Consider the following 22,348-nt stretch of genomic DNA (forward strand, 5'->3'; position numbering starts at 1 on the left):
TCATAGGTGTAAGATGGAAAATCGTTCTTTACCATCATATAGGGTTCCCTTAGAATACAGAAGGTTAATATGGTTTTAGTTTTTCAGAAGAAGTGAATCATTAAATAAAGGGTAAAACACCCCATAATAGCCGTTTGTTCTGCTATTATGGGGTGTTTTTTGCAATAAATTTTGAATAAAAACAATAGACTGAGTGCGAAAGAGCGTTAAAGGAATCAGAAAATGGAGTTGCCGATTCCACACTTTTAGAGATATTCGACGGATAGTTCGATTTACTCAGGTTGATTTTCTGTATATGTTCGTTGAACTAGCATAAGGGTATAGGCAGAAGCCGGCTAGGATATAAGTACAGAAAGCGCCAAGAACGAGAGTAGACCATAGAATGCCAAAATTTTGTAGCAAGATCACCCCTATGACTCTGTATCCCTGTCCCATTGTAATTCTTTCGGCGGATACAAGGTTTATTACTATGTAATGTGGAGCTATGCCATATGAATCCGTGTATCGGTTTACCGGGAAGTATTGCAGTTATCAACAATATCTGACCGATACACATCAGAAGGGGTAGAGAGATCAAGAAGTGCAAGCCGCCCACAAAGGGATTAAGAGTAATAGGTGGAAGAAGTGCCAAAAGGGATGGATGGAGGGTTGGAAAGTTATAGATACAGATATATTAGGAGTTTTTTATATTCTTTAATAATCCGGTCGGCCAATGGTTTGAGTCCGCTCACTAGCTTCAAATGGACCACATAGTTAAACTTTTGTGAAATCATATGACACGTTGTTTTTGTTTATCTTTCGTGCTATTGTAAAAAATTCGCTGTCTTGTTTATTCTTGGAAGGAAAACGGTATCATGATTTTACATGTTCGAGAGAGGAATATAGCTAAAATAACTAAAAAGTTGTGGAGAAGAAAAACAAAAAAATTACTAGACCTAAAAAATATACCAGTACAGTAAAAAATAAACACAAAAAAAGTACAAGAAGTTCAAAAAATAGTATTATATATTCTGGACGCATTTTCATTACAATGTATAAAAGAAAGATAGATAAACAACGAGAAAATATAAAAATTGAAAGGTTCTTTGATGCATCGTAACAATAGCGGAAAATATGAACCAATTGATCGCTGTTTAGTCTATTTATATATAAAAAGAACGGGGGGAAAGGATAGAAAGAAGATTACGCGATGAAGAAGAATGAACAGAGGAACAAATATTTTGAAGACATTTGTCCGGTTCGAGGAAACATTTTGGTAAAGGAGAAACATGATGAAGGAAAGAAAAGGCGTATTTTGGCGCTCTAAGCTGCAAAGGATCTTGGCTTCGACGCTGGCGGTATGTATGGTAGCAACCAGTATACCGGTGGCATCGGCCATAGCGACTTCGGACGATACACAAGTAGAGTCCGCGCAGGAAACCATTTATGTGAATTCTTATAGTGGGAATGAACGGTCGATTGATTTTAACGACCATTGGCGTTTTTATCTGGGGGATGCCAGTGGTGCGGAAAATGTCATATTTAACGATTCCTCTTGGAGTGATGTTACATTACCGCATGACTATAGCATTGACCAGGGGTTTACACATGCGGCTCCTGCGGAACAGGAGAGCGGATATGTGTTGGGCGGTACCGGATGGTATCGTAAAAGCTTTATTCTGTCGAAGGATATGCAGGGAAAGACGATCAGCCTGGATTTTGACGGCATTTATATGAATGCGACTATCTGGGTGAACGGGCAGAAGCTTGGTGAACACCACTATGGTTATACTCCATTTTCGTTTGTCCTTCCCAATGATATATTGAACTTTGGCGGCGAAGAAAATGTGGTTGCAGTCAAGGTGGACCATCAATTGCCTTCCAGCCGCTGGTATTCCGGAAGTGGTATTTACCGCAACGTATATATGACGGTAACTGATCCCGTACATATTGCTTACCATGGCAATTATGTGACAACGCCGAAGATTGCCGATGAGTATGCTTCTGGTGTGGGAACCGTCCATGTGGAGACCACAGTGGAGAATGATCGCACAGAAGCAGCAAAGGTTTCCATTCAGAATACGGTTTACCGCTATAACGAAGACAATTCAGCGGTCGAAGAAATCGCGGTTGTGACGAGCGAACCGACAGAGGGGACAGATATTGCCGCAGGTGAGAGCAAGACGATCGAATCAGACGTTATAGTGGATGCTCCTGCGCTCTGGTCCACAGACGATCCGAATTTATATCGTGTTCGTACGGATGTATTGGTAGCAGGAGAAGTGGTGGACAGTATTACATCCGATTTTGGTTTCCGTTGGTTTAAGTTTACGAGTGACGGCTTCTGGTTGAATGGTGAAAAAATGCGTATGCACGGCGTATGTCTCCACCACGACCAGGGCTCTTTGGGCTCAGAGGCTTGGTATGCTTCCATGGAACGCCAGATTGAACTGATGAAAGACATGGGCGTCAATGCCTACCGAACTTCACATAACCCTGTGTCCGACGAGATGATCGACATCTGCAATAAAAAGGGCATGCTGGTAATGGAAGAAGCGTATGATGGTTGGAAGGCCTATAAGGACGGCAATAACCATGATATGGGTGAATGGTTTGATGTACAGGTTGGGGAAGACAATCAGATTGTTTACGGCGAACCAGACATGACATGGGCTGAGTTTGACCTCAAGGCCATGATTCGTCGGGATCGCAATGCTCCGAGTGTGTTCAGTTGGAGCATTGGCAATGAAATCTTCCAGCTGATTACGGGTTCGACCTCCGACTATACACAGCGCGCGCAGGACCTGGTAGACTGGGGTGCGGAAATCGACAACAGCCGTGTGTTTGCTTATGGATGCAACCAGAACACAAGCAGTGCCAGCGACGGTGTAGCCAGAGTACTGTATAACCATCAGGATGACTATGGCAATCGTGGATTGTCAGGTTACAATTATAGCAATAACTTCTCGAATGGCCACAGTAAGGGGTATAATGTCTTTTCAGCAGAGACAGCCTCTGCGGTAAACAGCCGCGGCGTGTACGACCGCAAGACGACCCGGCAGGATCTCAACGATGACAAACGCCTGACCTCTTATGACAAGAGTGCAGTCAGCTGGGGCGCTACCGCTAGCAACGCCATGTGGAAGATGACATGGGCCCCTTACCTTTTTGGCGAGTTTGTATGGACGGGTATCGATTATCTCGGTGAACCCACCCCGTGGAACTGGACCGGACCTGGTGCGAATGGCCAGTCCAAGAACTCTTATTTTGGTATTGTGGATACGGCAGGTTTCCCCAAGGATACATATTACCTCTATCGCAGCCAGTGGAATGACAACGAAAATACGCTGCATCTGCTGCCCACTTGGGACGAAGAGGATGTTATTAAGGATAACCAGGGCCGCGTGGAAGTGGTTGTATACAGCAACGCTCCGTACATTGAGTTAGAACTCAACGGAGAGGTGGTTGGCACGGCAACGGCAACGGTTCGTAAGATGGAAGAAAACGATGTTTATATCACTTATGATGCGGGAACGGGCGCATTTTCTAAGGGGAACGATGCGAGTTCGCAGTATGCAACCTTCTGGGTCCCCTATGAAGAGGGAACATTGGAAGTAAAGGGATATGATTCTCCCGAAAAAACCGAGCAGATTACAGAGTTTGAAGGCCGCAATCAGGTTTCCACTACAAAGGGAGCAACGCAATTAAGCGCCTATGTGGATAGTCCCTCGATCAAGGCAGATGGAAAGGACTTGAGCTTTGTCACTATTGATGTAACCGATGCGGATGGTCATTTGGTCAATTCGGCAGAACCGGAAATTACGGTCACTGTAGAAGGCGATGGTAAGCTGATGTCTTTGGACAACGGTGTACACGACGACTGGACCAATTATTCCGATCCTACTCGGAAAGCTGGCCGCGGGAAACTTTTGGCGATTGTGCAGTCCACCGAAGAAGGCGGCTCTTTTACCGTGACGGCCAGCAGCAGAGGTTTGCAATCCAGCAGTGTGACCGTGACAACCGAACCGGTTGCAGAGGAAGAGCCAGAGGCAGGCGCAATTTCTAGCTATGTGATGTCACGCAATCTCTATGTAAAGGTTGGCAATATGCCGAAACTTCCTGAGACGGCGACAGTCAACTATGCAGATGGCAAAACAGAAGAAAAGTCCATTGTCTGGGATACAATTCCAGAGGAAAACATCGAGACAGATGGTTCTTTCTCTGTCGTGGGCAAGTTGGATGGTATTTCGGTTACGGTCAATGTGACCATGATTAGCGAAGCAGCGGCTTTGCTCAATTATTCTGCGGCAGTTTCTAAGGGTTCTGATCCAAACCTTCCGGCCACACGCCCTGCCATTTTAGCAGATGGTACCATCTTAAATGCGGAATTCCCAGTGGATTGGGAGATCGATGGAATTGATTTCAGTACGGAAGGCCTCAAGAAGATAACTGGTACAGCAAATGTCTTTGGAAAACCACTCACTGTGACCGCAAATGTGCGCATTGCAGCAGGGGAAGATATCTTGACGGAGAACATGACCCCCGTTGCCCCGAAGAGCTTTGTCAATGGGGAACCGTCCAATGGTGCGCTTGATCCGGTAAGCGACGGAAAGAAAACGGCCGACAGTGCCGGCTGGACAGGAACCGGTAGCATCTATTTTGAGTATGCAACAGCGGTTAACTTTAAACAAGCAAAACTGTATTTGAAGGATACAGCTCCTACATCGGACACCATGCGTCTCTATCGGTCCGGTGACGAAGGCGCGACTTGGCAGCCTATCGAAAATGGCCTGGAGGTCAGCAATGCCCGTGAGGATGGAGTGACCATCCGCACATACGACTTTGATATGACTCCTGGTACGGCGTTCAAACTGGAATTCGATGAGCAGGTTACCCTTTTGGAAGTCGAATTGATGAACAGTGTACCGGATTTTCCGGTCGGTTCTGAGGCGGCGCTTGATTTCCTGCAAGTGGGAGGATATATTGCCAGCTCTTCCGCATTGGAAAACGGTTTGTTTGAAGTCATTGACACGGATTTGAATGCGGACGATGTTACGGCGCAGGGGAAAGACAACGCCAGTGTGACGGTTTTGCCGAAGAATGATGAGAATATCATCCGTATTCTATTGGAATCTGAAGATCATGCAGAGCGCAACGTTTTTGATGTTGTGCTCGGGGAAGATGGTTCTGCCTCCGACGATCCCGACGATGCGACCAGTGATTATCCGTATCAGGATATGATTCTGACGGCGCCGAGCGTAGAAAAAGGCGGTTCCGCAGCAAATGCAAATGACGGCGACAGCAATACCATTTGGCATACGAACTGGGGCGGCGGTGTTGGTCCGGCCGACTTGACAAATGATCCGGAGAACCGTTATCTCCAAATTGAACTGCCAACCGCAGTAAAAATCAATGGTATGCGTTACCTACCGAGAAATAAAGATCAAAATGGTATTGTCACTTCCTACAGCATACAAGTGAGTATGGATGGGGACGAATGGACGGAAGTAGCAACAGGTGATTGGAGCACTTCAGTGGAGTGGAAACTGGCTCAGTTTGCACCAGTAGAGGCAAAGTATATCCGGCTGTATGGTGTAAAAACCGCGACAAACGAAGGAAAGCCGCAAAAATATATGTCCGCTGCAGAAGTACGTGTGCGTTGTGCAACGACAAGCCTCTATGCTGGAAATACGTCTATTGCACTGGATGCAGAAAGTTTCGACTATACAAGTAACCCGATTACCCCTGAACCAGTTGTAGTCTATGATAACGGTACAGAAAGTATCACGTTGACCAAGGACGTCGATTACACGGTTTCCTATCGGAACAATACGGAACCGGGTACGGCAACCGTGCGGGTTACTGGCAAAGGGAATTATTCCGGTATTGTTGAAAAGACCTTTACAATCCGTCCGGTGGATGTAGTAATTGAAGATTACGAAGAGGTAGAAGTTACGACAGGCGTAGGCGAGTATCCGCAATTGCCAGGCACGGTTCTGGCATATACAAATATTGGCCAGACCCTGATGGAGGTTCATTGGGATAGCATCAGCAATGAGCTTTTGGATGGACTTGGTACATTTAAGGTATATGGTACAATTGCAGCGGACGACAACCACCGTATTGTTGCAACCGTGACGGTCAGCGGTGTTGTGGGTGTGGAAAGTGTCAGCTCTGTCACAACGATTGGCAAGGTGCCGAATCTTCCAGAGAAAATTCTGGTATATTATAGCAACGGGGATGTTGCCCGGAGAGATGTAGAATGGACTCTGGACCATGTAAGCTTTGATGGCGAAGTGGGGGATATTGTTCCAGTCGCCGGCATGGTGGGAACCACAGAGACCCTGGCGAACGTTCGCTTAGTAGAGGAAGGTTCGGTGGATAACACAACCGAAATCCAAAAGAATTTGGCTTTGAATCCGGATGCCTTTAATCAGACGCAGATGACGGATCAATGGCCGGTTGTCCGTGCGCATGCCAGCACAAAGGGGATGTATGTCACCCGCGTGGTCGATGGAAAACGCGGAGAAGACCATGGTGAGATCTGGACCAGCAGCACCAGCAGCATGCGGAAGGATTTCTATGCAATCACTGTTGGCTTTGGCGAAGGAGATAAAACAGGTAAACTTCAAACGATCAGCAAGGCGGTCCTTGATTTTGCTATCCCAGATGGCAGCGCTTTGCCAGAAGGATACAAAGTTCAGTACTATTCCGGAAACGGCGGTATGTTTGATGCGTCCAGATTCTTTGGAACTGGTGATATTGAGCATGTCGGAAACACACAGAACTGGAACAACACCAACCCAATCAATATTGACGACAATTGGACGGATGTAGTCCTATTGGATGAAGAGTATCCCGTTCCGACCGAAGAAAATCCAACCGTGTCCGTGCAGTTTGAACCGGTGAAAACCTCGGCAATCCGCGTTGTGTTTACTCCGGCTGCGGGCAAGCAGGTAAGTCTGTACGAATTGGAATTCTATTATATGCCGGATATTATGAGCGATCGAGTGACGGATGTTTCCATCCAGTGTGGTGGAACGCCGGTCACGTTTGACGATGAGAAAACAGCGGTTGTTCATTTGGAGAGCGGAGAAGGCTTGCCGGAAATTCTCGCCACAGCTGGTGAAAATGCATCGGTTACCGTGGTCCACGCCACCGATGTTAACGGAACAGCACGCGTAATGATCACTCCTGAAAATGGCAATATAGCCAAGCAGGAAGTATATACCATTCAATTCCAGTCCGAGGGTGGCGCAAGTGCAGGCGCGTATTTTGTTTCTTCCCAGAATCCAAATATCCTTGTAAAGCCCGCTAGGACCGATGAAGGTATGACCGTCACAGTGGAGCCGAAACCGGGCTATACCATCCAGGAAGACAGCTTAAAGGTACTCAAGAGTGCTGATTTGACCGATGCTGGCGTAGAGATGGCGGCTGGCCAAGTTGCCGGAACCTATACTTTCTTGATGCCAGAATTTGACGTTACGGTCACAGGTGAAACGGTTAAGGGCGGCGAGCAGTCATTGACGGTCACCTACAACTCCAAGGATGTCACCTTGAAAGTAAATGGAGAGCCACAGAATCTGGCGGATCTGGTCGGCAAATATGTAGCGGAAGACCTTGAAAGCGGAACAGCGGTAGAGTTGACCTTCGAACCGCGGATCGATGGCCGTGCATTCCGTTCCGTAACCGTTGATGGAAAAGAACCAAAGCTCATCGAAGGCAATACCTACACGCACTTAGTAGAAATGGAAGACCATGCTGTGCAAATGGACTTCGTATTTGAGTTGATAGACAAATCCATTTTACGTCAGATTTACGATTATGCCACGATTTATGTGGAGGATGGAACCGTTGACGGACTGATCAGCAGTGTGAAGGATGCCTTCATGGAGGCGTACAGGACCGCAGAAGACGTGTTGAATGATCCAGCTGCTTCCCAGAACGATATTGACCGCGCGTGGTCCAAGCTTCTGGACGCGTTACACTATCTGGAGTTTAAGCCTGGTGATAAGAGCGGGTTGGAAAACCTGTATGAGATCCTGAAAAACCTGGAAGAGGACCACTACACCAGTACGGGATGGGATGCATTTCAAGAGGCGCTTGATCGGGCAGAAGAAGTCCTGGCAGATGATGAGGCGCTTGCAGGGGATATCACAAGTGCATATGATGATCTTTTGAACGCATTTGAACATTTGGAGCCCACGGCAGATCGCTCCGCGTTGGATGCAGCGCTTGAAAAGGCGCAGACCGTAGCAGACGAAATCCAAGAAGGAAAGTATCTGCCGGATGGCCAGAAAGATTTCCAGGATGCATGGAGAGCGGCATTGGACATCGGCCGAGATGCAAGTCAGGAAGAAGTCGATACAGCAACCGAAGCTTTGGTGAAGGCAATGGCCGCTCTGCGAAAAATTCCCAGCAGAGACGAGTTGAATGCATATATCCAAGAGGTGGAGCAGATCGATTTGGATGGTTATACGGATCGCAGTGTGGCAGCCTTTAAGGCAGCTTTGAATATTGCGAAGGCTGCGGCAGACGATATGGATGCAGATGGCCAAGTATTGGCAACCGCATTCTATGGACTAAAGGATGCAGTCAATGGACTTGAGAAGGTGGAGAATCCTGCACCGGGTCCAAAGCCGAATACCAACAAAGGGAATAGTAACCGCACAACGATAGCGGACAACACATATGGGACTTCTGGCGTCGTTTCTGCAGCCCAAGCGATTTCTACGCAGGAAGCATATGTAATCAGTGACACGACAGTCAATTTCGTATTAAAGCATGGTCAGGCATATTGCTTTAAGATGAAGGTTGTAAACAGCAGTGTGGTTCCAAACTTTACAGTGGGCAACGGCAGTGTACTCAAGACACAGTTTGTCGCAAAGGTTGGCAATGACTACTATTATAGGGTTTATGCCATTGGTACACCAGGGCAGAGTACAGGTGTATATACGACGCTGCCGGGCCAGAATGCGCAGAAGCATTGTACTGTAACGATTGCTTAAATAAGCAGTAGCTTTTAAAAGGCCGCTGTAGTGGAGAAAAAAGGTGGACAGCTTCCAAATGGGAGCTGTCCACCTTTTTTGTCTTTAGGTTTAAGAAAACCCCTGGTTCTACCAGGGGCAAATTAAAAAGCCTTGGCAAATAAAACCTTCATGCTGCAATCGAGCTGGTTTGACAACCGCATCGCAAAAGAGCAAGGAGGTTTTACACAAGTGAAAAATGAAAGAAAACACACGGCGCGCTCTAGCGATCGGAGTGAGTATCATTTGGTGTTTGTGCCGAAATATCGCAGGAAAGAGATCGATAAGGCAGTGCGCAGAGACATTATCGAGATCATCAAAAAACTGTGTAAGGAGATGAAAGTCGAGATTATCGAGGGCGGGGCATGCCCGGATCACATTCATCTTCTAGTGAGTATTCCGCCGTACATGGGTATAGCGCAGTTCGTGGGGCCGCTCGAGAGCAAAAGAGCGCTGATGATCTTCGATAGGCACGCAAATCGGAAGTATAAATATGGGAGTAGGAACTTCTGGTACAGGGGATATGTCGTGGATACGGTAGGAAAGAATGCAAAAATAATTCAGGAGTATATCCAAAACCAGTTGGTGGAAGATCTTGCAAGCGGCCAGATTTCCCTTAAGGAGTACATGGATCTGTTCACGGGCAGCAAGAGAAAGTAAGACAAAAGAAAACAGCCGCTGTAAGCGGCTGCCTGTAGTAGTGATGCGATGGTAAACCCTCTGTGCCCTTTCCAGAGGTCAGCAAGTGCTGACCCCTCTGGGGTCTGAGCAAACCACTCGTTTACGAGTGGTTTTGGTTTGATGATTTACGTTTTCCAGAAAAATCGGCCATTTTAAAGTCCTTCGTCGCTCTCACATATCTTGTAACCATCTTTTGTACGTGGTATAGTCATAATCATCCCAGAAAAAGGTTAGGAGAAAAGGAGTGGCGAAATGAGATTGGAACGTGTAACCGATATTGGACACAAAATGTTCGAAGAAGCATTACAGGTATACCGCATCAGTTTTCCATTTCACGAACAGAGGGAGATCCATTCACAGATAAACATCATACAAGATGACGAGTATCATTTTGATCTGATTTACGATGAGGGACTCTTCGTCGGGTTGCTTTTGTTCTGGAAGACAGAGGACTTTATTTATATAGAGCATTTCTGCATTTTACCCGAAATGCGCAATAAACAGTATGGACGTAAAGCTTTGGAGCTTTTGGGACGGCAAGGAAAAACAATGATCTTAGAAATAGATCCGCCAGTGGATGCCATTTCCTGCCGTAGAAAAGAATTTTACGAGCGGAGTGGTTTTGTAGAAACCCCCTATCTTCATGTCCATCCCCCTTATCACAGAGGGAATACCGGGCATAGTCTGGTCCTTATGTCCTATCCCCAAAAAATCGCTCAGGAAGGATACGGTTTATTCCGCCGTTATTTAGAGCGCCGTGTAATGGCAGATGCCTACATCTAATCTTATAGTTTGCCGGATAACCACTCGCCAATGGAACATGGGAGTCTCCCAGCCATTCTGATAGGGAAGCGCGATACATTTGACTGAATGGATGTACCGCAAAAGCCCACCGAAACAGTGGGCTTTTGTAAAAAGGTTCTTCTCTCAGATAGCATCTAAGACGACGTCGAATAAATGAATCGGGTCTAACTGACACCTTGTGCAGCGCTGTGCAAGTGCCGTTACAAAAGATAGACAGGGGGAGACGTCAGAAATAAAGTTGACTTGCTCCCATTCAAGGTCGATAATTTGTAAAGCGATAATTCCAAAGGACTGATAACACCCTATGTAGGGAGAAAAGAGCGTTTCTTTAAAGGGAATGTATTGAACCACGATTGCTGATACCCTCCCTGCCAACTTTTATGTTCCAATCAAAAAAGAAGGCAGGCCGAAGGAATATCTCCGTACTTAAGGATCGTTCTCCTTTTCTGATTTTTGAAAATGTATGCGAGAAAGTTGGTACGATGTTAGTAGCATAGTGTTGTGTTTGTTCAGAATGATCGTTACAAGTATCATGGAGAGCGTTTTCAAAGTGTGTTAAAATTGACATAATATTCCTCCTCGAAAAAAGGATATTCGAATGATTTGTACTCAGCTACGAATAATCGTTCATGTTGTGGAATATATCAAAATTAGCGATAATTTTTGTTTGTTTTAATGATTAATTGAGAAGAAGAACTCGGTGAGTTGGAAACGGTTCAGATTCTTAAATAGAAGGACTGAGAAAGTACCAGCCTAATAAGACAAATAGAGGGGATCTTTTTGTGAACCGATTCAGTTTGTAAGGACAGCATAAAAAGAAGTATGATTGTAGGAAATAAAATCGAGTTACGAACGGACGCCACCGCAGTTCCAGCGGTATCCGTTCTGTTTTAGTATGGGTACGCTGATGGTTGTAAAAGAATATGTAGCCATCAAAGAACCAGCTGGCGTCTTTAAAGGTAGGAATCTTCGAGCGGTAAATGCACTCCGTTTTAAGGATAGAGAAAAATTTTTAGCGCGAGCATTGTCATAGGGGGTTACCTCGTTTTGACCGAGATGGCGTAACGCTGTATTCTTCAATCGGCTTGAAGTATGCTTGAAAAGTATACTTCAAGTTTCGGCCGCTGTGGAGTTGCAGCTCTACAGTGCTTTTCTCTATTTTTAGCAGTCCGTATGGTGTTCAGGACAAGATCGATCGTTTACCTGAAAGTTCAGCTCTTTGGGCACTGGCGCCTAAGCAGCGCGACAGGTTCTCTCGGTTCCTTCCAATTTTTGAACCTATTATTTGCAAGCGTAGTTTTTTCTAGAGAAGTGGTACAGAAAACAGGGATGGCTGTATTTTTCTACAGCCATCCCTGTTTTTTGATACTCTTATTTCGCCGCACAAAAGTTAGCGCGGCATATGTAGCCTTACGAGACTGAAAAAGCTTTGGGGTAATCCAAATAAAAGCAATCCCGGCAGTCCGGGGGATTCTCCCCAACGACTGCCGGGATTGCTTTGTGTGAAATTGAGAGATCTATATACACTCTTTTAAGAATAAATACCATGAGAAGGTGTAAAACGGCGATCCGTTGTGGGAACTCTCCGAAAATAAACGGAAAGGCCCCATTTTGGAAGAAAAATGCAACCAAGCAAAAAAGATCTCCCCGCGATGTAACATTTCGTAAGTAATAAAAAAGGGCGCGCAATCCTCTGCACGCCCCTCATAATGACCTGAAAGATTCTCCCATGAAAGGGATTGCCTCTTCGGTGCCGTTTTCCGATCGATTATATCAATGGAACACGGCTTTTCGGAGTTTTGTCGGATACCAGTCCTTTTTGCCTGAGAGTTTCCGGCACAGCCCCTTCGGCGTCGCATACAGTATGCGATCTCTCCTGGTATCTTCATCCATTTTATACACTTTATAAATTTAGTATAGTAAATTTTTCTAGGGAAGTCAAGCTTTTTTGTAAAACGTTTTTATAATAACGCCGGGCCAATTCGAACAGAAAGAACGGGGACATAATCACATACTTTTATGCCATATATTTTGATGCACCTTATATTATGTACCTTATCATTCGATATCTCGCTCCTTCGAAAAATATACGGAATAGAAATCCTCTCTCCTGTGCTCTGGACGCCCTCATGATTTGGAAAACACTGTAGAGGGAGGAACGAATGGGGCGGACTATTCTCAGATAATATGTTCCTAGATGATGGGGAGATTGCGTTTTGAGGGGGGGGAAACGTTTATAGTTTCAGGAGACATAATCGCTGAAAGAAGGAATGTAGGGCCCAGTTTTACCGTTGGAAACGATTGTACACGAGAGATTTTATTCCATAAAATATTTTCAAAGGAATTTTTGTTCCAATGCCCGTCCTATTCAAAAGGAAAAGAGGAAACCAGAACAAGAACGTCCGGTTCCCTCTGCTCCTTCTCCACATTTAAAGGCTCTGTACAAAGTCTTTGATGTCGCCCAGCTCCTCCAGAAGAGGGGCACCAATGACCTTTGAAAGCGCCTGGTTTAACTCCGAATACTCATTTCCAGTGATCTCAATTTGGTCATACTGATGTTCCCGCAGAAGATCCATGCGACGATCCAGTTCGGCGATAATTTCCTTTTTGATATCTTTTGCCATGGAAACACTTCCTTTTGTTCAATATAGGTACATGCGCATCTGCGCTGTACAAAACATATGGGAGTAGTGTCCCCGGGTGGATCGCGCTTATGCGTCTTATTTGCTCATCTCCTTCGACTTTTCTGTACAGACATGGACTGCTTGGATGACAGCAGCGCGCATACCGTTTTGCTCTAAGCTGGCAACCGCTTCGATTGTAGTGCCTCCGGGGGAACAGACCATATCCTTCAGAGCTCCTGGATGCATACCGGTTTCCAACACCATACGCGCAGAACCTAAGACTGCCTGTGCAGCAAATGTATATGCCTGCTGACGCGGCATCCCCTGTAGTACAGCGCCATCGGCCAATGCTTCAATGAACATATAGACGTATGCTGGGGAAGAACCGCTGACGCCGGCCACAACATCCATCATGCTTTCTCCAACAAATTCCGCCTTACCAAAGCTCTCAAAAATTTCTTGAATGTCTTTTTTTTCCTCTTCCGTTACAAAACTGTTGGCGCATAGCGCCGCCATCCCCTCTCCAACTAAAGCGGGCGTGTTGGGCATGGCGCGTACAATTTTGATATTGCGGCCGAAACGCGCTTCGTTGACAGCGATCGTCTGTCCAGCGGCGATCATGACAATTATAACGTCCTCTTTGACGGTATCCCGAATTTCCTCGATTACATCTGCGTATAAATAGGGTTTAACCGAGAGTACGATAATATCACATTTTTTTGCAGGAATCAGATTGTCCTGTGTGATGCAAATCCCGTATTCCTCCTGCACATGGGTTAAATTCTGTTCACTGGGGTCTGCTGCATATACCTGTTCTGGCGAGACTAATCCGGACCGTACGATTCCTCCGATCATCGCTTGTCCCATGTTGCCACAGCCAATAAACCCGATCTTTTTATTCATAGTAATGACTCGCTCCTTTTTCAGACGCCATGTCCCATTTGGACAAGGTGTTTTTCTTTTATTTTACAGCGTGGGGCAAAGAATGACAAGGCGAGCGATTGGAATGCAGAAAATAGGCATGCGAAAATTTTTGCTGCATACAATGGAATGGCGGGTGGATAGACCGGATTTTTCAGTGAAATTTCCGAACTTTTCAAAGTGTCTTCAAAAAACGGTCACATTACGCCAGTATACTAAAGGCAAATCTAAGAAAGGAGATGAGAGACAAGAATAAAGTATAGAATTGTAAATAGAAATTGAAATACATAATATACTACTGTTGAAGCTGACCGGGTGGCTGGAATACCAGCCCGGTCGGCGGGACAGACAAACAGAGAACTCATGCAACTTTGTGCATGGGCTTTTTTATTTTATCCATGTTGCGATTGAAATCAGGAATGTTTTTAAGTTCATTTCAGTTTTGAAGAAAATTTTGGGCGGAATTTTACTCAGATTATGTAAACAGTCGACGCTTTTTTCCTTGAACATTTTGGGCGTTTACGGTATAATCAAAACATATTTTGGGAAAATAGGTTTTTTTGGTCATGACAGATATTTTTGTATTCGGAATAAAAATTCTTTCGTAAAGCGATAGGGATTTGTAGTGAAAGGGAATCTGCTTTGTTGGTTTGTGGTAGGTATCCGGATGGGGAATAGGAGTGAACAAATTTGAGAAAGCAATTTCGGCGGATGGGTTCTGCCGTAGCAGCTATGTTGTGTGCCGTTTCGTTGACAGTGACAGCCCTGCCAAACGTTGCAAGGGCTGTTACCACTGCGCAGACGACGGATTATCTGAATCTGCGTACAGGTGCTGGCAAGTCCTATTCGGTTCTTTTGACCATGCCCAAGGGAACGGAAGTTACCGTTCTTGAGGATTCGCAGGGGGAATGGGCGAAAGTACGGCTTTCTTCTGGCCAAGAAGGGTATTGCAGTAAAGCATACCTGACAACAGAAGGAACTCTGAGCACCTCCACCTATGGGGCATTGGGGACAGGAGAAGCAGCGGTTACGACAGCAAACCTCAATGTACGCAAGGGTGCCGGCACCAGTTATGGAATTGTGACGACTCTTGCGGAGGGCGCCTCGGTGACTATCCTAGACGGCTCTCATGCAACATGGGCGAAAGTGCGCACGGCTAGCGGGCTGGAAGGATACTGCCTAAAAGAATTTTTGAGCAGTACAGGAAATGCCGCAAATTCTTCTAATACAGGCGGGGAAACGGCTTCTACGGGTAGGACTGCGGTAACCAAAGACTATCTAAATCTGCGCAGCGGCCCTGGAACCAATTACGATCGTATATTGACGTTGGCGCAAGGCGTCTCAGTAGAGGTATTGGACAATTCCAATGCGGAATGGGTCAAGGTTCGCACTTCTTCGGGCCAGGAGGGTTACTGTAACCGGACCTATTTATCGGTTTCCGAAACATCCGCCAGCGATAGTGCGGGGGCATCCAACTCCAATGCGGGGACTACCGCCGGGTTGACTGCCACGGTTAAGGAAAATTTGAATCTACGTGAAGGCGCTGGTCCCAGCTATGCGATTATCAAAACGATGCCAAAAGGCGCGACCGTCACGGTGATTGACAATTCCCATTCCACTTGGGCGAAAATCCGGACATCGGATGGAACAGTAGGATGCTGTTCCAAGGAATTTTTGGATATCCAAGCCAGCTCTACAACTTCCCCATCCTCCCCACCGGCAGGAACGGCTGATTCCGCTACTTCTTCTGGTTCGAATATGACGGCCACAGCAAAAGAGAGCGTGGCACTGCGCTCTGGAGCAGGGCCGAGCTATGATGTGATCCGTGTACTCTTTCCGCAGGAAACTGTCACGGTAACCGACAACTCTCATGCGACTTGGGCAAAGATCAAGACGTCGGATGGGACAGAAGGATACTGTATGAAGCAATATCTAACGATTCAGGCTTCTACCACAGGCACCGGTTCGGAAACAGGAAATTCCAATGGCGATCAAACAATCACTGGGGCAACGGTCACTGCGGATGCATTGCGTTTGCGCAGTGGGCCGGGAACGCAATATGATCAGGTTGCGATGCTGCTCAAGGGAGCCACGCTCACGGTGCTCGATACCTCCAATACAGAGTGGACCAAGGTGCAGACAACCAACAATCTAACAGGTTACGTCAGTAATGAGTACATACAGTTCCTATACAACGGCCAGACGGGAGTTCCGGCCAATTCGCTGGCCATTTCGCGCACGTCTGGTACGGTTTCCGCCGGAAAAACACTTTATATCAAAGCGACAGCAAGCCCGAGTACTGCTTCGATCACATGGAGCAGTAGCAATTCCGCAGTAGCAACCGTCACCAATGGATACATCTACGGAGTATCCCCCGGCACAGCTACGATTACAGCCACTTCGGGTTCACAGTCTAAGACCTGTACGGTCACAGTTACGACAGCTGAGCCAGTCCGGACTGCGTATACCTCACCGAATATTGCAGGAGTAGGTTCTGCGGTCACCTTTACGGCCATTACGGATACCAGCCGGGATGGAGTTCGCTTTACTATCCAGATGCCAAACGGTACGGCACAGATGATTACGGCTACATCCAGTACAACGGAGACTACTGGTCAGACAAGCACAAAGGTCTGGAAAGCAACAATGAATTTGACCGAACAGGGAACTTATCGTGTGGTGGCAAATTCGTCCCAGGGCGGTGTTTACAGTACAGAGGGGTTTGCAACCAGCGCTTATGTGGTATCTTCACAAGACTATACGGTGACAACCACTGAACAGCGGCGTGCCAGTGACAAGATGATCGAGTTGATCGCCAATTGGGAAGGCTACAGCGCTTCGGTTTATGCGGACAAGTTGACCTCCAATCAGGTGCCGACCCTCGGCTATGGACTGACGCTCAAAGAGGGGGATACTTTCTATAACGATCTTTCTAAGACCGAAGCGTGGTCTTTGCTGGTCAATACCATCAATGATGCGTCGTATACGACCGAGGTCAACAAGTTTATCACACAGAACAACTTGCGGATGAGCCAGTGCCAATTTGACAGCCTTGTGAGCTTTGGCTACAATGTGGGCGCAGGATATTGGAACAGCACGTCCTCCGAGATTGATTTGCGACGGATTATCCTAAACGCAGTGGTACCGCCACAGAGCTTTGGCGCAGGAATGTCCGCTACCGTCAGCAAAGCTACAGTCGTGCGTTCGGCACCGAGTCTTTCCGGTTCGCAAGTATGCGAGGTTGCAAAGGGTACGACCATTTCGGTTACCTCAGCCGACTTTACGAATCAAAAGGATGGCTGGTATTTGGCGGCTTTGCCGAACGGTTCTGCAGGGTGGATTAATTCCGGATATGTGACCCTGAATAGTTCCGATTTAGTGCACGACCTCAATTATACGAACGCCTATGCATTTGGAACCGACATGTTGCGTTGGAACCAAGCAGGTGGAAAGAGCTATGCAGGCCTGTTGTACCGCCGTTTAGGAGAGGCAAATGTCTATAATTACAACGATTACAGCGCATCCCGTGTCAACACCTATGGATATACGTATCCTTCTGCGTTGGCCTATTTGGACACGAAATCATGAGATAGCAAGAACCGATTTTGACATTGGATGTTCTCTGAATCAAGTATATGAGATAGTCCATCTATAAGGGGGAGACAATTTGACCGAGCGTGAAAAAATGGAAAAGGGACTCTGGTATGATGCCAATTATGATACCGAACTGGTGGAAAAGCGTTTGGAAGCAGAGAAACTATGTTTTGCTTTTAACCATACACGTCCGAAAGAAGTCGATCAGAAAGAGGCCCTTCTCAAAAAAATTCTTCCCCATAAGGGAGCGGGTGTTGTTATCCTGTCTCCATTTTACACGGATTACGGCTATAATTGTTGGATAGGAGAAGCCACATTTATCAACCACAATGCTTATCTGATGGATGGCGCCCCCATTGTGATCGGGACACACTGTTTTATTGGGCCAAATTGTGGAATGTATACAGCCAATCATCCCGTCGTGGCGGAAGAGCGAAATATGGGATTGGAGCAGGCCAAACCGATTACAATTGGAGATCATGTATGGGTTGGAGCAGATGTCACTATTTTGCCGGGGGTCACCATTGGAGAAGGAAGTGTGATTGGAGCCAAGAGTGTTGTGACCAAAGATATTCCAGCACACGTGCTTGCTGTAGGCAATCCATGCCGCGTTCTTCGCCCAATCACAGAGGACGATCGTATTCGCTGAAGATCAGGTGAAAGACTGGCGCGAGAGAATGACAGGGTGTTTTAAAATACCTGTTCGATCCGTTTTTGCAGGGAGATCTGGAACAAAGCCCGTTTCCGAGGGATTTTCCTCCCAAAAGAGATTTATTGAAAACGATAAAAGGACGCTCTGCGAGCTGGCAATGTGCCGGATGCAGGGCGTCCTTTATATACTTGCTGATTTCAATGTACCATCGCTCTTTTTGTACGAAGCGCTTTTTGCATTCACCTCCTAGTGAGATAGAAGTAAGGGTTAAACGAATATTTTGGATGATAATGTGAGTAAGTTTCACGATTTTTATATTGACTTCTATAGTATGTCATTGTAGCGTAGAAGATGCGAAAAAGAGAGGTGATGAAGCAACGTAAAGCCAGCTTGGAATCATAGGCTCTGTATAAGGAGGATCGTTCGTATGTGGCCTAAAGGGCAGATAAGGGTATGCTGGTGAAACTTTGGAAAAGTAGTAGAGGCAAAACGAGAAAGGCTGACCGTTTTTTAGGCGGATACCAGCGAATTAGAACGTACGGAACTTCTTTTCCTGTATAAGGCCGTTTCAAGTAAGTTTGAGGATTGCATGTAGAAGAACTTGGGAAAGGAACAACACTATGGACAGCATTTTAAAACACTTATATGAAGGGGAACTCTATCCAGAGGAAAAGATCGTTTCCACAGATCCGAAATATCATTCCCTTGTGCGTGAAATCAATGAAGAACAGAACTACTTATATGAACTTTTGGATGAAACAGACGGCAGGCGGCTGGAGCACCTGGGGAAACTCTATATGGAGGAAAATGCCATGGACTGTTACGCGGGTTTTGCCTACGGGTTTCGATTGGGGGCGCGCATGATGTGTGAGATTTTCGCGAAGGAGAACCATTGACAGAGGTTAAAGAGCAGAATCATTTTCGAATTTCACAGCGCAAAAGGCCGGAAAGCCGTTTCGTGGGCTCCGGCCTTTTGTGTTTCTGTTATAGGGCCCTTTTAGCTTTTACAATTCCCGTGTCCAGTACTTTCGGTCCAATGCGCGATATTGTACGGCTTCCGCCGCATGAACAGCCTGAATCTGCTCGCTTCCATCCAAGTCTGCGATGGTTCTGGCGACCTTTAAAATACGATCGTATGCACGTGCAGATAGGCCGATGGTTTCAAAAGCATGTTTGAACAGATTTCTGGCGTCGTCGCTCAATACGCAGATCGTATGTAAACATTCTGGGGTGATGCGGGCATTACAGGAGATTGCTGTCCCGCGATAGCGGTCGTTTTGTATTGCGCGTGCAGCATCGACCCGCTGCTTGATCGAGGAAGAGGGTTCTGACGGGAGGGAAGAATCAAGCTTATCAAATTCCACGGCAGGTACTTCGATATGAAGATCCAAACGGTCCAGCAGGGGGCCGCTGACACGGGAGAGATAGCGGGAAACTGCGCCGGCGCTACAGACACACCGCCTGGTAGGATGCCCAAAATATCCACAGGGACAGGGGTTCATGGCGGCCACCAGCATCACGCTACACGGGTACGAAACCGCTCCGCTGGCGCGAGAGATCGTCACCCGGCCATCCTCGATGGGTTGCCGGAGAACCTCCATAGCACTGCGGGAGAATTCCGGGAGTTCATCCAGAAACAAAACCCCATTGTGGGCAAGGGATAGCTCTCCCGGCTTGGGAAGAATCCCTCCTCCGGAAAGCCCAGCTGCTGATACGGTGTGATGTGGCGAACGAAACGGCCGCGCCCGTATGAGTGCTGTACAGGTGGGGAGTGTCCCTGCAATGGAATGAATTTTTGTTGTTTCAATGGACTCTTCGAAGGTCATATCGGGCAGAATGGAGGGAAGCCGCTTGGCCAACATACTTTTGCCAGAGCCGGGTGGACCGATCAGGAGAACATTGTGCATCCCAGCCGCTGCAATTTCCAGCGCACGTTTCGCCTCTTCCTGTCCGCGAACTTCGGCAAAGTCAGGGAAAAGCCCGTCGTTTTGGCTTGGAGTGTCTCCTGGAAGGATGGGAGATAGCGGGACACGCCCTGTTAGATGGGCAAGAAGAGATTCGAGGTTGCGCACCGGGTAAACCTCAAGCCCCTGAACGACAGCACCCTCGGCAGCATTTTGTGCAGGGGCAAATAAACGCCGAAACCCTGCCTCTTTTGCGGCAATTGCCATTGGCAGCGTCCCACGGATGGGGCGGACAGCCCCGGAAAGGGAAAGCTCCCCAAGGAATATGCTGTCTTCCACCGATACATCCAGTTGACTGGAAGCACGCAACAGGGCAATAAGGATCGGCAGATCATAGAGGGAGCCCTCTTTGCGCTTGTTCGCTGGGGCGAGATTGACGGTGATCCGGCTGACGGGAAACTGGAAACCCATATTTTTCAATGCTGCACGGACGCGGTCCCGCGATTCGCGTACCGCAGCATCGGGCAGGCCGACTACCTCGAACGCGGGAAGCCCCCGTGAAAGATCCACCTCTACCTCTACGACAAATGCGTCCAATCCATATAATCCCATGCTGTATACATGTTCTACCACGGTTGTATCCCCCACTCGATCAAAGTCTCCTGAAATTATACGCTATGGTGGGGAATCCTGCGAAAAAGGAGATAAAACTTCACCTCAGAGTGTTTAAGAATATTGGTCGATTATGGCAGAGACCTGTTCCGGGCGAACAGATGGGTGGATGGTGGAATCAATCATTACATTCGGAGCGTTACCACATTTTTTCAGGCAATTGCGCGTTTCCAGATGGAACCGGCCATCCGTTGTGGTTTCGCCCGGTAAGATTCCAAGGGCGTCTTGTATGGCGCGTAAGACAGCTATGCCCCCTTTTGACGAACAGCGTGGCCCCGTACATACCGTGATTTGATGGCGGTATTCCGCTTCTGTAAGACCAGGTATCCGTTTGACCAACGCAGCGACCAGAGAAGGAGACGTTTCTGTCGCTTGGGCAATGCGCTGCTGAATGACGGTTGGCACACACCCGTAAAGCTGTTGGACCTCCCGCAGAAGAGCGATTAGGGCCTGCTGGTCGCCCGCGCCAGCAGTTCCTCGATAACGTTCCAGCGTAGACTCCAAAATGGTTTTCTTTTCTTCCATGCACGAATTCCTCCTTTTATCAGTCTATGGGATATTCTTTCTAGGGAACCATGGGGTATACAAACGCCCTGCCAGGACTGGCAGGGCATTGACGGTTAAGCAAGCTGCATATTTGGATAGACCTTTTTCAGATATTCGTCTGTATAATGCTCATCCAAAAAAACGGCTACGGGATTATTCGCAGGAATTCCTAGATGCCGGTTGGTTTGACGGCGAATCGCCGCACCGGATATCAGAATATCGAATACCATAAAAATTAACAGGATCCATGCGATCATTTTTCCCGGCCGGTTGGGGATGCTTTCGATCAGATTGGTAAAGAACGGAAGCATATGCTTTAAGAAAATCAATCCCAGGATTCCCCAACATGCCGAGTAAAATACATTTGTACGGCCATGGACGTTCAAAGGAGAGTTGCTATATTCCCAGGATACCGTCCCGAAGATCAGTTCCTGGAATAGAGAACACAGATATTCAAAAATACCGCCAATCACGCCGCTTGCCAGGAAAATCACCAGGCTGCTGGAATGACGGAACCGATAGAGTACAACCGTAAAGATGACGGCCCCCATTCCATAAACTGGGCTGAACGGGCCGTAGATCAATCCCTGCCGGCTTTCAAAGTAACCGAGACGCAAATAACACCAGAGCATTTCCACGCAATAACCGATGATGCAGCCAATGATAAAAACAAAAAATAGCTTGTAAAAGTTTAATCCATGCGCGAAGGAATCCTTCCGTCCTTCTTCGGGGGTATAATTGTGAACTTTTTCTTCCTGTTTTCCAAACCGAATCATGGGTACACCTCTTTCTCTGTCAAAGTATGTTGTATCATGTCGATAAAGGACATCTTAACATAAAGCGCCTGCATCTGTAAAGCAACCAAAGAAATAGGGGAAACCGGAAAAGTCTTTGTGAAAAACCATTCAAGGCTTTTGTGAAAAGACTCTTGCCTTTCACATTGAC

At 47.0% G+C, this 22,348-nt stretch carries 13 protein-coding genes and 1 riboswitch; of the genes, 6 read left to right on the forward strand and 7 right to left on the reverse strand.

The window, feature by feature from the left end:
* Positions 1-1,271 precede the first annotated feature (1,271 nt).
* The 3 genes from B9Y59_RS03035 to B9Y59_RS03045 all read left to right on the forward strand — a co-directional run bounded on the left by B9Y59_RS03035 (position 1,272) and on the right by B9Y59_RS03045 (position 10,469).
* Positions 1,272-8,987 (forward strand): Ig-like domain-containing protein, encoded by a 7,716-nt coding sequence (locus B9Y59_RS03035; RefSeq protein ID WP_158088930.1) that lies wholly within the window; start codon positions 1,272-1,274, stop codon positions 8,985-8,987.
* A 210-nt stretch (positions 8,988-9,197) separates the two neighbouring features.
* Complete coding sequence (gene tnpA, locus B9Y59_RS03040) at positions 9,198-9,665, forward strand: IS200/IS605 family transposase (RefSeq protein WP_085531715.1); 468 nt, start codon at positions 9,198-9,200, stop codon at positions 9,663-9,665.
* Positions 9,666-9,938: 273 nt separating this feature from the next.
* A complete protein-coding gene (locus tag B9Y59_RS03045; RefSeq protein WP_085531717.1) occupies positions 9,939-10,469 on the forward strand; it encodes a GNAT family N-acetyltransferase in 531 nt (176 codons plus the stop codon).
* Between the two features lie 144 nt (positions 10,470-10,613).
* On the opposite strand, the gene B9Y59_RS15115 is transcribed toward B9Y59_RS03045, so the two are convergent.
* The 4 genes from B9Y59_RS15115 to proC form a co-directional block, all read right to left on the reverse strand.
* Positions 10,614-10,841, reverse strand: a complete 228-nt coding sequence (locus B9Y59_RS15115) for a DUF6514 family protein (RefSeq protein WP_143255218.1) — start codon at positions 10,839-10,841, stop codon at positions 10,614-10,616.
* 373 nt (positions 10,842-11,214) lie between these two features.
* Positions 11,215-11,490: an IS3 family transposase gene (locus tag B9Y59_RS16720; RefSeq protein WP_085534478.1), complete on the reverse strand. Its 276-nt coding sequence runs from the start codon at positions 11,488-11,490 to the stop codon at positions 11,215-11,217.
* Positions 11,491-12,290: 800 nt separating this feature from the next.
* Positions 12,291-12,379: riboswitch (glycine riboswitch) on the reverse strand.
* 540 nt (positions 12,380-12,919) lie between these two features.
* Positions 12,920-13,114 (reverse strand): hypothetical protein, encoded by a 195-nt coding sequence (locus B9Y59_RS03065; protein WP_054323903.1) that lies wholly within the window; start codon positions 13,112-13,114, stop codon positions 12,920-12,922.
* 96 nt (positions 13,115-13,210) lie between these two features.
* Positions 13,211-14,017, reverse strand: coding sequence for a pyrroline-5-carboxylate reductase (proC, locus tag B9Y59_RS03070; protein WP_085531723.1), 807 nt, complete (start codon positions 14,015-14,017; stop codon positions 13,211-13,213).
* Positions 14,018-14,725: 708 nt separating this feature from the next.
* Here proC and B9Y59_RS03075 point away from each other — a divergent pair.
* The 3 genes from B9Y59_RS03075 to B9Y59_RS03085 all read left to right on the forward strand — a co-directional run bounded on the left by B9Y59_RS03075 (position 14,726) and on the right by B9Y59_RS03085 (position 19,177).
* Positions 14,726-17,623, forward strand: a complete 2,898-nt coding sequence (locus B9Y59_RS03075) for an SH3 domain-containing protein (protein ID WP_085531725.1) — start codon at positions 14,726-14,728, stop codon at positions 17,621-17,623.
* Positions 17,624-17,702: 79 nt separating this feature from the next.
* Positions 17,703-18,278: a sugar O-acetyltransferase gene (locus B9Y59_RS03080; protein ID WP_085531728.1), complete on the forward strand. Its 576-nt coding sequence runs from the start codon at positions 17,703-17,705 to the stop codon at positions 18,276-18,278.
* Between the two features lie 623 nt (positions 18,279-18,901).
* A complete protein-coding gene (locus tag B9Y59_RS03085; RefSeq protein ID WP_054323899.1) occupies positions 18,902-19,177 on the forward strand; it encodes a DUF6809 family protein in 276 nt (91 codons plus the stop codon).
* 108 nt (positions 19,178-19,285) lie between these two features.
* Here B9Y59_RS03085 and B9Y59_RS03090 read toward each other — a convergent pair whose 3' ends face one another.
* The 3 genes from B9Y59_RS03090 to B9Y59_RS03100 all read right to left on the reverse strand — a co-directional run bounded on the left by B9Y59_RS03090 (position 19,286) and on the right by B9Y59_RS03100 (position 22,179).
* Positions 19,286-20,818, reverse strand: coding sequence for a YifB family Mg chelatase-like AAA ATPase (locus B9Y59_RS03090; RefSeq protein ID WP_143255355.1), 1,533 nt, complete (start codon positions 20,816-20,818; stop codon positions 19,286-19,288).
* A 93-nt stretch (positions 20,819-20,911) separates the two neighbouring features.
* Entirely contained in the window at positions 20,912-21,382 is a 471-nt protein-coding gene (locus tag B9Y59_RS03095) for an NADH-quinone oxidoreductase subunit NuoE family protein (protein ID WP_085531730.1), read from the reverse strand.
* A 95-nt stretch (positions 21,383-21,477) separates the two neighbouring features.
* Complete coding sequence (locus B9Y59_RS03100) at positions 21,478-22,179, reverse strand: putative ABC transporter permease (protein WP_085531732.1); 702 nt, start codon at positions 22,177-22,179, stop codon at positions 21,478-21,480.
* Positions 22,180-22,348: the final 169 nt, after the last annotated feature.

This window comes from Anaeromassilibacillus sp. Marseille-P3371 (assembly GCF_900169665.1).
Taxonomy (GTDB): domain Bacteria; phylum Bacillota; class Clostridia; order Oscillospirales; family Acutalibacteraceae; genus Anaeromassilibacillus.